The organism is Luteimonas huabeiensis HB2 (assembly GCF_000559025.1).
Lineage (GTDB): Bacteria > Pseudomonadota > Gammaproteobacteria > Xanthomonadales > Xanthomonadaceae > Luteimonas > Luteimonas huabeiensis.
In genome coordinates this window covers 1-12258 of the sequence record NZ_JAAN01000018.1, presented here as the reverse complement: position 1 = coordinate 12258, position 12258 = coordinate 1, and the positions used below count along the sequence as shown (strand labels likewise).

14 protein-coding genes and 1 tRNA gene are annotated in these 12258 nt (G+C 70.5%); 9 read left to right on the top strand and 6 right to left on the bottom strand.

What is annotated here, in order from left to right; translation table 11 throughout:
- Nucleotides 1-166 precede the first annotated feature (166 nt).
- From Z164_RS0107015 to Z164_RS0107000, 4 genes are all read right to left on the bottom strand, one after another.
- Nucleotides 167-622 (bottom strand): PA2169 family four-helix-bundle protein, encoded by a 456-nt coding sequence (locus Z164_RS0107015; protein WP_024889998.1) that lies wholly within the window; start codon nt 620-622, stop codon nt 167-169.
- Nucleotides 623-843: 221 nt separating this feature from the next.
- Nucleotides 844-2886 (bottom strand): alpha/beta hydrolase family protein, encoded by a 2043-nt coding sequence (locus Z164_RS0107010; protein WP_024889997.1) that lies wholly within the window; start codon nt 2884-2886, stop codon nt 844-846.
- Nucleotides 2887-3125: 239 nt separating this feature from the next.
- Nucleotides 3126-3737 carry an HD domain-containing protein gene (locus Z164_RS0107005; protein ID WP_043689555.1) on the bottom strand — a complete coding sequence of 204 codons (612 nt, stop codon included), beginning with the start codon at nt 3735-3737 and terminating at the stop codon, nt 3126-3128.
- Between the two features lie 35 nt (nt 3738-3772).
- Nucleotides 3773-4426, bottom strand: coding sequence for a DUF998 domain-containing protein (locus Z164_RS0107000; RefSeq protein WP_024889995.1), 654 nt, complete (start codon nt 4424-4426; stop codon nt 3773-3775).
- A gap of 91 nt (nt 4427-4517) precedes the next feature.
- Between Z164_RS0107000 and metX the strand changes: the two genes are divergently transcribed.
- Complete coding sequence (metX, locus tag Z164_RS0106995) at nt 4518-5633, top strand: homoserine O-acetyltransferase MetX (protein ID WP_024889994.1); 1116 nt, start codon at nt 4518-4520, stop codon at nt 5631-5633.
- Between the two features lie 45 nt (nt 5634-5678).
- Nucleotides 5679-6269, top strand: coding sequence for a cysteine dioxygenase family protein (locus Z164_RS0106990; RefSeq protein WP_024889993.1), 591 nt, complete (start codon nt 5679-5681; stop codon nt 6267-6269).
- 67 nt (nt 6270-6336) lie between these two features.
- Here the strand turns inward: Z164_RS0106990 and Z164_RS22370 are convergent, their stop codons facing one another.
- Nucleotides 6337-6702: a helix-turn-helix domain-containing protein gene (locus tag Z164_RS22370; RefSeq protein ID WP_201769577.1), complete on the bottom strand. Its 366-nt coding sequence runs from the start codon at nt 6700-6702 to the stop codon at nt 6337-6339.
- A gap of 44 nt (nt 6703-6746) precedes the next feature.
- On the opposite strand from Z164_RS22370, the gene Z164_RS0106980 reads away from it, so the two are divergent.
- The 3 genes from Z164_RS0106980 (at nt 6747) to Z164_RS0106975 (ending at nt 8736) form a co-directional block, all read left to right on the top strand.
- Nucleotides 6747-6995 (top strand): hypothetical protein, encoded by a 249-nt coding sequence (locus Z164_RS0106980; RefSeq protein WP_024889991.1) that lies wholly within the window; start codon nt 6747-6749, stop codon nt 6993-6995.
- 223 nt (nt 6996-7218) lie between these two features.
- Nucleotides 7219-8130, top strand: coding sequence for a hypothetical protein (locus tag Z164_RS22365; protein WP_152540881.1), 912 nt, complete (start codon nt 7219-7221; stop codon nt 8128-8130).
- 72 nt (nt 8131-8202) lie between these two features.
- The gene (locus Z164_RS0106975) at nt 8203-8736 is read left to right on the top strand and encodes a hypothetical protein (protein WP_152540880.1); all 534 of its coding nucleotides are present in this window, start codon (nt 8203-8205) and stop codon (nt 8734-8736) included.
- Between the two features lie 180 nt (nt 8737-8916).
- On the opposite strand, the gene Z164_RS0106970 is transcribed toward Z164_RS0106975, so the two are convergent.
- A tRNA-Leu gene (locus Z164_RS0106970) sits at nt 8917-9003 on the bottom strand.
- A 132-nt stretch (nt 9004-9135) separates the two neighbouring features.
- Here Z164_RS0106970 and Z164_RS0106965 point away from each other — a divergent pair.
- The 4 genes from Z164_RS0106965 (at nt 9136) to rnt (ending at nt 12047) form a co-directional block, all read left to right on the top strand.
- A complete protein-coding gene (locus Z164_RS0106965) occupies nt 9136-9927 on the top strand; it encodes an NRDE family protein (RefSeq protein WP_024889989.1) in 792 nt (263 codons plus the stop codon).
- Nucleotides 9928-9961: 34 nt separating this feature from the next.
- Nucleotides 9962-10732 (top strand): SDR family NAD(P)-dependent oxidoreductase, encoded by a 771-nt coding sequence (locus Z164_RS0106960; RefSeq protein ID WP_024889988.1) that lies wholly within the window; start codon nt 9962-9964, stop codon nt 10730-10732.
- Between the two features lie 86 nt (nt 10733-10818).
- Nucleotides 10819-11385 carry an elongation factor P-like protein YeiP gene (yeiP, locus tag Z164_RS0106955; RefSeq protein ID WP_024889987.1) on the top strand — a complete coding sequence of 189 codons (567 nt, stop codon included), beginning with the start codon at nt 10819-10821 and terminating at the stop codon, nt 11383-11385.
- Between the two features lie 14 nt (nt 11386-11399).
- A complete protein-coding gene (rnt, locus tag Z164_RS0106950; RefSeq protein WP_024889986.1) occupies nt 11400-12047 on the top strand; it encodes a ribonuclease T in 648 nt (215 codons plus the stop codon).
- Nucleotides 12048-12258 lie beyond the last annotated feature (211 nt).

The following is a 12258-nucleotide window of genomic DNA, read 5'->3' as shown; positions in this document are numbered from 1 at the left end:
CGCCGCAGGCGTGTAAAGCGGCCCTCCGCTTGCGGGAGAAGGAACGAGATGCGCCCGCTTGCGGGAGAAGGGACGAGATGCGCCCGCTTGCGGGAAGAAACGACGGATACGAGAACGCCCCGGCCTCGCGGCCGGGGCGCTCGACGCGCGTTCGCGAAGGACGCGATCAGGCGCTGCGCTTCATCGCATGCTTGCGCGCGCGCATCACGTCGTGACAGGAACGGACCTCCGGCAGCAACCGGGTGACCACGTCGCGCGCAGCCGGCGGGGTCTTCTCGTCCTTGATCGCGTCCTCGAAGGCATGCAGGAGGCGGTCTTCCGATTCCTCCAACTCGGCGACGTAGCCGTATTCCTTGTCGCCCAGCGCGGCGCGGATCTTGCCGTACAGCTCCTGCATGCTGCCGCGCAGGGTGCCGGAATCCTCCGGCTCGCCGCCGACGGCCTGCACCGCGGCGCCGAGGTCGGCGATGATCGAATCCTTGACGCCCGCGATGCGGGTAAACAGCGACTTCAGCTCGGCGTCGTCGACCTTCTGCGCGGCCTCCTGGTAGAACTCGCGGCCGTCGCGCGCGATCGCGATCAGGTCGTTGAGGGTGCTGGTGGTCTGGCTCTGGGTGCTCATGCGGAACTCCATTGAGGTGGGGGATGCGGCGCATGCGGACGGCGCGGTCCGGCCCTGGCGAAGCGAGCCGGCCGCCGATTTCGAGAACCGGCGAACGACCGGCGCGGCGATGCGACGCGGCGGACGATACGGACCGCGTATTCAAGGCCGCGTGAGCCGTCGCGCTCACGCGGCGTTTACGAGCGGCGCGTTTCCCCAGCTCGATGCGCCCACTCGCCGGCTCAGCCCTTCGCCGCGCCGTCCGGCAGGCCGTAGTCCAGCTCGTAGGGCGGCGGCTCGCCGCCCGGCCCCTGCAGGTAGTGCTCCATCCACTGCATCAGCCGCAGCGCGTAGTCCCAGCGCGAGGCCGCGCGCGCGTTGCCGTGGCCCTCGCCCGGGTACAGCACCAGGCGCACCGGCGCCTGGCCGGCCAGCTTGAGGTAGCGGTACATCATGTAGGACTGCATCACCGGCACGCGCGGGTCGGCCTCGCCGTGCAGGATCAGCGTCGGCGTGCGCGAGTTCTGCGCGTGCGCGATCGGGCTGGCCTGGCGGTACATCTCCGGGTTCTCCCAGGGCCAGCTCCCCATATGCACCCGATACTGCTCCTGGGGAATGTCGCCGGTGGTGACCAGGCTGGCCTGGTCGGAGATGCCCACGAACATCACCGAAGCGGCGAAACGCTCGCTGTAGTAGGTCGCGCCCCAGGCGCTGGCGTAGCCGCCGTAGGAACCGCCGGTGATGCCGACCTTGTCGCGGTCGACCAGGCCGGTCGCGACCAGGTGGTCCACGCCATCGACCAGATCGTCGAACTCCTCCATCGCCGGACGACCGCGGTCGAGCTTGGAGAACGCCACGCCGCGGCCGGTGCTGGCGCGGTAGTTCGGGAAGAAGGTGGCGAAGCCGCGGGTGGCGGCGTACTGCGCCGGCTGCGAGTAGCCGCTGAGCCAGCCGTTGGAATAGTGCGATTCGGGGCCACCGTGCACGACCAGGATCAGCGGCACGCGGGCGTTGCCGCGCCGCTCCAGCGGATGCACCAGGATGCCCTCCAGTTCCAGGCCGTCGCGGGCGGTGTAGCGCACCACTTCCTGCCGCGCCAGCCGCACCTCGCGCAGCCAGGGATTGCTGTCGGTCAGCCGCACCGGCCGCGGTTCGCCGGCGCCGAGGCGGAAGATCTCGTGCGGGTGCTCGGGCGCGTGGCCGACCAGCGCGAGATCGCCGCTGGCGCGGGCCACGCTCAGGCCCGCCCAGACCGGGCCTTCGGCCGCCAGCAAGGTGCGCTCGCCGCTGCCGTCCACGCCGACCTCGCCCAGGCGCGTCTGCACGCCCTCTTGGCTCAGGAACAGCACCCGCCCGTTCTCGCGCCAGCCCACGTGCGAGACGTGGCCCTCGAGCCCGGGCAGCAGGTCGCGCTGCGTGCCGCCGTCGCGGCCGACCACGGTCAGCCGGCCTTCGGCGGGATCGTTGACGTCGGCGGCGGAAACGATCGCCAGGTGCGCGCCGTCCGGGCTCCAGGCCAGCTGGCCGAGCTTGCCCGGGTTGTCGACGCGGCCCAGTTCGCGGCCGTCGAGGCCGACGATGCGCACGCGCGCGAACACCAGCACGTCGTCGGTGAGCTGGCGCGGGGCGACCACCAGCGCCAGGCGATCGCCGGCCGGGCTCCAGTGCACGCTCTGCACGCTGCCCTCGATCTCCAGCTTGCGCGCCGGCGCGCCGTCGTCCAGCGTCTGCAGCCACAGCTCGACCGGCCGCCAGTCCTCCTCGTAGACCTTCTGGGTGAAGCCCTGCTTGCGCTGCGCCTTGAGCGCTTCGCTCTCCGGCTGCGGCGCCAGCAGCGCGATGCGGCGGCCGTCGGGCGACAGGCTGTAGCCGGAGACGTCGCTGGCGAGCGAGGCGATCGCGGTGGCCTCGCCGCCGTGCAGCGGGATGCGGTAGACGCGGCGGGTCTGGTCGCCTTCGCGCTTGGACAGGAACGCCAGGCTACGGCCGTCCGGGAACCATTGCAGCGAGGCGACGTTGGTCTTGCCGGTCACGTAGCCGCGGCTGTCGCCGCCGCGCGAGACCACGTGCAGCTCGGTACGGGCGGGGCCGTCCTCATCCGCACCGGGCCGCCGCGGCACCGACAGCACGTAGGCGATCTCCTCGCCGTCCGGCGAGATCGCCGCGCCGGACGCGGTACGCGTCATGGCGATGTGCTCCAGGGTGACGCCGCCGCGCGCCTGCTGCGCCAAGACGCCGGCCGGCCACAGCACGGCCAGCAGGCAGAGGAACCAGATCCGCCTCATCGAATGCACTCCGGGGAATTCGCGAAACCGCCACTTTGCCACAGCGCGGCGCCGGCGCCGCGCCCGGAAGGCGGGACCACGTCGCCGCTTCTCCCGCAAGCCGGCGCATCTCGTCCCTTCTCCCGCAAGCGGGGCCATGTCGGGAAGGGAAAGAGAGCATGCTCCCCGCTTGCGGGGGAAGGAAAAGCAGGATGCCCCCCGGTGGCAGGGTCCTGCCGCACGCTGGATGTCGATACCGCCTAGCGCTTGGCGTTGAGCGCGCGGCGCAGGTTGGCGCGGGCGGGCGCGTCCAGGCGGGCGTGGAACTCGTCGCTGAGGTAGATGCGCTCGCGGTGCAGCAGCGCGGCCAGGAAACGCCGGCGGTTGATGCGGTACAGCCAGCCGGGGACGCGCCCGCGGTACTCGGCGGCGATGGCGCGGTCGTAGGCGTCGAATGCCGCCGGCGCGGCGCCGAGGATGGCCATGTCGCAATCGAGGAAACGCCGCGCGTCGTCGCCGCGCGCGTCGGCGGGAAAGTCCTCCGGCACCCACTGGCCATGGCGGGCGGTGTGCTCGATCAGTTCAGCCACCCGGTCGATGTCGAGGCCCGGCTCCGGCAACCAGCGCGCGATCGCCTCGCGCGCCAGCGCCGCCGAGCGCGCCTCGTTGTCGCGCGCGCCGGGCTCGTAGATCGCATCGTGGTAGAGCGCGGCCAGCCAGACTTCGCGCGGCTGCGCCCAGCCCGGCCCCTCGGCGACGGCGGCCACCTGCCGCGCCACTTCGCCCACGTGCGCGAAGCCGTGGTAGGCCCGCGCCGGCACCGCGTAGGCCGCTTCCAGCGCCAGCCGCTGCGCCTCGGGCAGCGCCGGCATGCCCGGCAGCGCGTAGGGATCGAACGCCGGCGCGCTCACGCCGCGCCCTCCCCGGCCGCCAGCTCGCGCCGCAGCCAGCCCCAGGCCAGCAGGAACCACAGCGCGATCGTCGCGATCGCGGCCTTCTGCGCCGCGCCGCGCGGCAGGCCGGGCACCAGCAGCAGCGTCCACAGCACCGCGAACGCGAGCGCGGCGACGCCCAGCGCCAGCGGAAAGCGGCCGTGCCAGCGCGGCCGCGGATCGGCGCGCAGCCACGCCGACTGCAGCAGCATCGCCACGCTCACGCACAGAAACGCCGCCTGCGCCGAGACGCCGTGCACCCAGCCGGCGAGACTGGGATCGGCGCCATCCAGGTCCATCGGGGCGAACGCGGTGGTCGCCAGCGCCACCGCACCCGCGGCGAACAGCAGCAGCGGGGCGGCGCTGCGCGCCTGCGGCGCCAGCGACCGCCTCAGGCCCAGGCCGATCGCGACGATCGCCACCGCCAGCCCGCAATAGGCCGCCTGCAGCCAGCCGCCGTGGGGCGGCAGCAGGTAGCGGCTCATCTGCGCATCCCACCCGTCCAGGTCCGGCCGCAGCGCGTGGATGCCGACGGCCATCGCCACGAACAGCAGCATGCCGGTGCCGGCCAGCGGCACCAGAGTGCGCAGGGTCGGCGAAGGCGCGGTCGCGGGCGCGGGTGGCGGCATCGTGCGGGGCGGTGGCTGCGGAGGCGTCATTGTGCTACAGCGCGAAAGGCGACCGCTGCGCGCACCGCGCGGCACCCTCTACACTGCGCCGATGACCGAATTCATTCCGCCCGGCTCCCGCTTCCTGACCCTGGACGCCCCGTTGCCGATGAAGCGCGGCGGCGCGCTGCACGGCGCGCGCATCGCCTACGAGACCTGGGGCGCGCTGTCGCCGCGCGGCGACAACGCGATCCTGATCCTCACCGGCCTGTCGCCCGACGCGCACGCCGCGCGGCATGCGGGCAATCCCGCGCCCGGCTGGTGGGAGGCGATGCTGGGGCCGGGCAAGCCGATCGACACCGACCGCTGGTACGTGGTGTGCGTGAACTCGCTCGGCAGCTGCAAGGGCTCCACCGGCCCGGCCACGCCCGACCCGGCCACCGGCGAGCCCTACCGCCTGCGCTTTCCCGAGCTGTCGATCGAGGACGTGGCCGACGCCGCGGCGCGGGTGATCGACGCGCTGGGCATCGCCCGGCTGGCCTGCGTGATCGGCAACTCGATGGGCGGCATGAGTGCGTTGGCGTTCCTGCTGCGCCACCCCGGGCGCGCCCGCGCCCACATCAACGTCTCCGGCGCCGCGCGGGCGCTGCCGTTCTCGATCGCGATCCGCTCGCTGCAGCGCGAGGCGATCCGCCTCGACCCGAACTGGAACGAGGGCCGCTACGACGACGCGCGCTACCCCGAGAGCGGCATGCGCATGGCGCGCAAGCTGGGGGTCATCACCTACCGTTCGGCGCTGGAGTGGGACGGCCGCTTCGGCCGCGTGCGTCTGGATTCCGACCGTCGCGACGACGAGGACCCGTTCGGCCTGGAGTTCGAGGTCGAAAGCTACCTGGAAGGCCACGCGCGGCGCTTCGTGCGCAACTTCGACCCGAACAGCTACCTCTACCTCAGCCGCAGCATGGACTGGTTCGACATCGGCGAGTCCTGCGGCGGCGACACCGCCGCCGGACTCGCCGCGATCCGCATCGAGCGCGCGCTGGCCATCGGCGTGCACACCGACATCCTGTTCCCGCTGCAGCAGCAGGAGGAGATCGCCGACGGCCTGCGCGCCGGCGGCGCCGACGCGCGCTTCCTGCCGCTGGAATCGCCGCAGGGCCACGACGCCTTCCTGGTCGATATCGGCCGTTTCGGCCCGGCCGTGCGCGGTTTCCTGGACGCACTGTAGGCGCCCCCCGCGCGCCCGGCCGGGGCGCGCGACTAGAATGCCGCCATGAGCGCCGCCCCGCCCGACCTCCGCTTCGACGGCCGCGACCGCTTCGTGCGCGCCGTCGATGCCGCAGTGGCGCACGGCGACGCCCACGCCGTGACGGCCGCGCTGCGCGGCGCGTTGTGCGGACTGATCGCGGACCCGCAGGTCCGCCTGCCGGCCTGCATCCATGCGCCGATCGCCGATCGCTACGCGCGCCGCGAGCTCTACCGCAGCCCCGGGTACGGCTACAGCGTGGTCGCCATGACCTGGGGACCCGGCCAGGGCACGCCGGTACACGACCACAGCGGGCTGTGGTGCGTGGAAGGCGTATGGAGCGGCAGCCTGGAGATCACCCAGTACGCGCTGGTCGAGCGCGACGCCGAGCGCTTCCGCTTCCGCGCCGCCGGCGGCGTGCGCGCCGGCACCGGCAGCGCCGGCAGCCTGATCCCGCCGCACGAGTACCACACCATCGCCAACCCGAGCCCGGACCGCACGGCCGTCTCGGTGCACGTCTACCAGGCACCGCTGCTGCGTTGCGCGCGTTTCGTGCACGAGCGCGACGAGTGGTACCTGCGCACCGACGCCGCGCTGGGGCTGGACGCGCTGGACTGAACGGGCCTCGCGGCCGGCACGGGCGGGACGCCCCGAGGAACCGCGGCCGGCACCGCCACCGCGGCGATCATCTGGCCGCGCGGAAGTAGCCGGGCGGATGGCGCGTATCGCGCCGGATCAGGCGGCGGAGCGTGGAAGGCTCGGCGTAGCCGACCGACTGCGCGATCCGGTCCAGCGGCAGGCGGGTGCTGGCCAGCAGCAATTGCGCGGTCTCCAGCCTGATCCGGCGCACGAACTGGATCGGCGACAGGCCGCAGGCCGCCTGGAGCCGGCGTGCGAAGGTGCGCGGGCCGAGGGCAACGGCGGCGGCGACGTCTTCCATCGAGAAATGGCGGTCGATGTTCCGGCGCACCCAGGTTTCGGCCCGGGCGATGGCAAGACCGGCAGCGGGGTCGGGTGCATTGCATACGAATTCGAGCGAGCTGGCGTCCACTTTAGCCTGCGCAGAAGGGCGACCGGGTAAGCGGCTGGCAGCGCATGCGCCGCCTGCTGGCGGACGCTGGCAAGCTCGACCGCCCCGGCCTTTATGTGAGCCGTGCCTGCCGCTACTGGTGGCTGACAGCGCCCTATGCGGGCCGGGACCCCAAGCGCCCCGAGGATGTGGACAGCAGCGGAGCCGACCATGCCTTGGACGCCATGCGCTACGGGACGCAGCGGATCACATGGGCCACCAGCCTGGAGATTCGACTTCCTGATCACCAAGACGCTCGCGCTTCTCTCCGGTAGCGCGAACTAGTCCGGGGTTGTGGCCGGGCGGAGGCGGGGGCGGCACCTTTTCGGCGGGGTGTCGGCCCCGCTTTTTTACTCCAGAACCCCTAGGGTGATACGGTATGAAATGTTCACAAACCGGCCGTGTTAGGGGGGAGCAATGCCAACGGCGAAACGGACGTTTGCTTTGAAGATTGTGAGGTTCAAGGTGGGGCGTAAGAAGGGCTACGTCCCACCAAATATGGACGACCTGCTGCGCCGCCTAATGGCTGCTGCGCCGCGCGTAGGACAGAGGCACCTGCCGCCCCCGCCGCCAGCTCCCAACAGACTCGCTGCTGGCACGGCATGTTTTTACATTAACCGGGCGAAGCGTCGCAACGGGCGAGACGGGCACCTGATCGAATGTGTGTCCTACGTCAACGGGATGGCTCCAGAGCAGACCATTCCGGACTTCACTGCAAACTCGCTGCCTATCAGTGCAGTGCCGATTGTTGACCCGGCTACCGGCCAGACGCGGCAGGTAATCCACAGCTATCGGGCATTGTTCTTTGGGCAGTGCGCAATCATCGAACAGGAGAAGGGCGGCGGTGGGGCAGCAACGCTTGCGTTGTCGCTTACAGCCATGCTTCGTGCACATGTGGACCCAGACCTTCCCGGCATTGAATTTATGGACGTGATTGGTGCTGATCTTAGAAAGTCCATTCAGGCTGCAGGCGGTGTCAAGAGGATCAGTGCGAGCCTAGCTACAGCGACCACTAACCGCCGTCGCCCGCTCGCGTTCAGACTTAGCAGGCTCAAGCAATGGGCCGGCAATAGAGCTGTTGTTCATGCGGAGATTGATTTCCCCGACGGAGACAATACGAGCAAGGGTATTCAAGCTCTAGACGAATACGCAGCGGATAACGGCTTGGATTCGGTGACCGTGTATCTGCGCGATGGGCAAAAGATCACCGGATTGCGCAAGTTTGTAGAGAAGCGCCGCATGGATATTCAGATTAATCCTTCCGGCAGCTACAACATGTCTGACATTGAGGACACGATGTGGAACTACCTCGATGAGGTGCGTGTCCCTGATGATGATGGCTGGCGAATTATTGACAATGCGGGGCGGCCTGTTGGCGCCCAACTAATTGATAACGATGGTGACGGATAAGTGAGTTCGACTATGCGCCTACTGCCGGAAGAATGGACGGCGAGTTGGTCAGCCCTTCGAGCGATGGGAGGCTTGACCGCGGGCGTAGGTTTCAGTTTTCGGCACTTCGTTGCGTTGGTAGTGCCGCTCGCCCTCGGCGGCTGGGTTGGCTGGTGCATAGCGCCGGCCTTCGCTGTTGCTCAGCGAGAGAACACGTTGTTTGCGCTTCTCGCAGGCGTTATCGCGCTTGGCAGTTTGCTGGCTGGCTTCATGGTTACACTTATGCTCTTCACCGGGCGCATTGAGAATGCCAGTGCATTGACGCTAGAAGAGCTGGAGGCATACACCGATCGCATCAAATTCCTGCTGTCATCGCAAGCCCAAACGTTGTTCGCGTCGGTGCTTAGTGCTGCGTTTGCGGTTGCATGGCTGTGCTTCTATGCGCTTCAGCTAGATGAGGTGGCACAGCGAATCGCTGGCGCTGGTTGCTTCGGTTTTACCTTCGTCGCATTGCTTCGCTGCGTGCTGGTACCGTTGCAGATCTACGAGATTCACGAGGCGTCGCTTGATGACGCGTTGTCTGATCGGCGGGAGCAGGAGCGGGCTAAGTTCAAGCCGCAGGGCTAACGCTGCCCGGCTCATTGTGGACACCATAGGCCGAGGGGAGCGCGCGCTGTAGGAAAGCGCCGCATGCGTGTGTAGGGCAGCGCCGCGCCCACCATGCGCCCCAGCCTTACACCAGCCTTACACAGCACCAGCGCCCCAAATGGCAAGGGCCTAGCCTCGCAGCTAAGCCCTTGGTTCTGCTGGTGCCGAAGGAGAGACTCGAACTCTCACGATGTCGCCATCGGCGGATTTTGAGTCCGCTGCGTCTACCGATTCCGCCACTTCGGCGCGGGGACGCAGTATAGCGGCTGGGCGCGCGCTGGCGCGGCCCTGACCTGCACGACGAGCGCGACCCGCCAGGGCGCCGCGGGAGACCCGCATGACGCGGCGCGCGAGGCCCGCGGTTAGGATGGACCGCGCATGTGCCTGATCGCCCTCGCCTACCGTGTCCACCCGCGCTGGCCGCTGGTGCTGATCGCCAACCGCGACGAGGCGCACGCGCGCGCGAGCGCGCCGGCGGGCGACGATCCGGATGCGCCCGAGGTCTACGGCGGCCGCGACCTGGTGGCCGGCGGCGGCTGGCTGCAGGTCTCGCGGCGCGGCCGGCTGGCCGCGGTGACCAACGTGCGCCGCGGGCTGGCGCCCGAGCAGGCGTCGCGCTCGCGCGGCTGGCTGGTGCGCGATTTCGTGCGCGGCCAGGCGCCCGCGCTGGCGCACGCCGAGGCGCTGGCGGCCACCGCGCGCGAGTACGGCCGCTTCAACCTGCTGCTGTGGGACGGCGACGCGCTGGCCTTCGCCAGCAACGTGCCCGAGGCGGTGGCGATGCCGGTGGCAATGGGCTTTCACGCGATGTCCAACGGCGCCTTCGATGCGGCCTGGCCCAAGAGCGCGCACGCGACGCGGGCGCTGCGCGCGTGGCTGGCCGGCGACGGGCCGGGGGCGGCCGCCGAATCCGCGCGGTCGCTGGAACCGCTGTTCGCGGCGCTCGCCGACGAACGCCCGGCGCCCGACGCGGCCTTGCCCGACACCGGCGTCGGCACGGCACTGGAGCGGCGCCTGTCGCCGGCGTTCATCCGCGATCCGGTCTACGGCACCCGCTGCAGCAGCGTGGTGCTGGCCGATGCCTCGCACATCGTGTTCGCCGAGCGGCGCTTCGGCGCGGACGGCATGCCGCAGGGCGGCTCGCGCGCGGTGCTGCCGCGGGCCGGTTAGAATCGCGCTCTTTCCGCCACGCGAGGGTTCGCCCATGCAGCTGTCCGATCTCCGCGCCATCGTCACCGGCGGCGTCTCCGGCCTGGGCCTGGCCGTGGCCGAGCGCCTGGTCGCGCAGGGCGGCCGGGTGGCGCTGTTCGACCTCAACGACGCCAAGGGCGCCGAGGCGGTGGCGAAGTTCGGCGAGGACGCCGCGCGCTACTTCCGCACCGACGTGGCCGACGAGTCCGCGGTGGCGGCGCAGGTCGCCGCCGCGCGCGATTTCCTCGGCGGGCTGGACGCCTGCGTCAACTGCGCCGGCATCCTCGGCGCCGGCCGCGTGCTGGGCCGCGAGGGCGCGATGCCGCTGCAGCACTTCGCCGCCACGGTTTCGGTGAACCTCGTCGGCAGCTTCAACGTGGCAAAGGCCGCCGCGGCGGTGATGCAGCACAACGCCCCCGGCGAGGACGGCGAGCGCGGCGTCATCGTCAACACCGCCTCGGTGGCCGCCTACGAGGGCCAGATCGGACAGGCCGCCTACTCGGCCTCCAAGGCCGGCGTGGTCGGCATGACCCTGCCGATGGCGCGCGAGCTGGCGCGCTTCGGCATCCGCGTGAACACGATCGCGCCCGGCATCTTCTGGACCCCGATGGTCGACGGCATGCCGGAGGAGGTGCAGGCCTCGCTGTCGGCCTCGATCCCGTTCCCCTCGCGGCTCGGCCGCCCCGAGGAGTTCGCCGATCTGGTCGCCTACGTCATCGGCAACCGCTACCTCAACGGCGAGACCATCCGCCTCGACGGCGCGGTGCGGCTGGCGCCGAAGTAGCGCCGGGATTCGGGATCGGGGCTTCGCGGTCGCGAAGCCGCCGGCCCGGCCCCCGCATTTCCCTCCCCAACCCGAATCCCCGCCCCATGAGAGCCAGCGAAATCAAGAAAGGCAACGTCGTCGAGTACAACGGCGGCGTCTACCAGATCCGCGACATCGAGCGCAGCTCGCCGCAAGGCCGCGGCGGCAACGTGCGCTTCCGCTTCGTCATGTACGCGGTGCCCGGCGGCAGCAAGCTCGACGCGAGCTTCGACGCCGACGACAACCTCACCGAGGTGGAGCTGCTGCGCCGGCAGGCGAGCTTTTCCTACAAGGACGGCGACGCCTTCGTGTTCATGGACGACGAGGACTACACCCCCTACGCGCTGGACGCCGACGTGGTGGGCGACGGCGCCGGCTACATCACCGAGGGCCTGGGCGGCTGCTACGTGCAGGTGATCGACGACCAGCCGGTGGGCCTGCAGTTGCCGCAGACGGTGGCGCTGGAAGTGGTGGAGACCCCGCCCGAGCTGAAGGGCGGCACCGCGACCAAGCGGCCGAAGCCGGCGCGGCTGTCGACCGGGATCGAGATCCAGGTGCCGGAGTACATCGCCTCCGGCGAGCGCGTGCTGGTCAACACCACGACCGGCGAATTCTCCGGCCGCGCCGACTGACGCCACGCAAGCGCATGAACGAAGCCGCCGGCCCCGACGCCTCCCCCGCCCCGCCCAGCCCGCTCGCGCGGCGCTTCCGCGGCTACCTGCCGGTGGTGGTGGACGTGGAGACCGGCGGCTTCGACGCGACCCGGCACGCGCTGCTGGAGATCGCCGCGGTGCCGCTGGACCTGGACGCCGACGGCCGGCTGACGCTGGGCGAGACCGCCAGCGCGCACCTGGTGCCCGCGCCCGGCATGCAGATCGACCCGCAGTCGCTGGAGGTGACCGGCATCGATCTCGACCACCCGTTCCGCTTCGCCAAGGAAGAGCGCGACGCGCTGAACCACGTGTTCGCGCCGGTGCGCGCGGCGGTCAAGAAGCACGGCTGCCAGCGCGCGATCCTGGTCGGCCACAACGCCCATTTCGATCTCGCCTTCCTCAACGCCGCGGTCGCGCGCTGCGGCCACAAGCGCAACCCCTTCCATCCTTTCAGCGTGTTCGACACGGTGACCCTGGCCGGCGTGGCCTACGGGCAGACCGTGCTCGCCCGCGCGGTGCAGGCGGCCGGTTTCGACTGGAACGCCGCCGACGCGCACTCGGCCGTCTACGACGCCGAGCAGACCGCGCGGCTGTTCTGCACCATCGTCAACGCCTGGCCGGCCCCGCCACCGGCACCGTAGGGTGCATCGACATTCGACCTGCAGCGTCGAATCTGTTCCTTCTCCCGCGCGGGACCATGCCGTCCCTTCTCCCGCAAGCGGGAAGCATGCCGTCCCTTCTCCCGCAAGCGGGCGCATGTCGTCCCTTCTCCCGCAAGCGGGAGAAGGTGGCGCGCAGCGCCGGATGAGGGCCCTTCTGGACGCCTGCGGCGTGCCCCCATCCGCCTTCGGC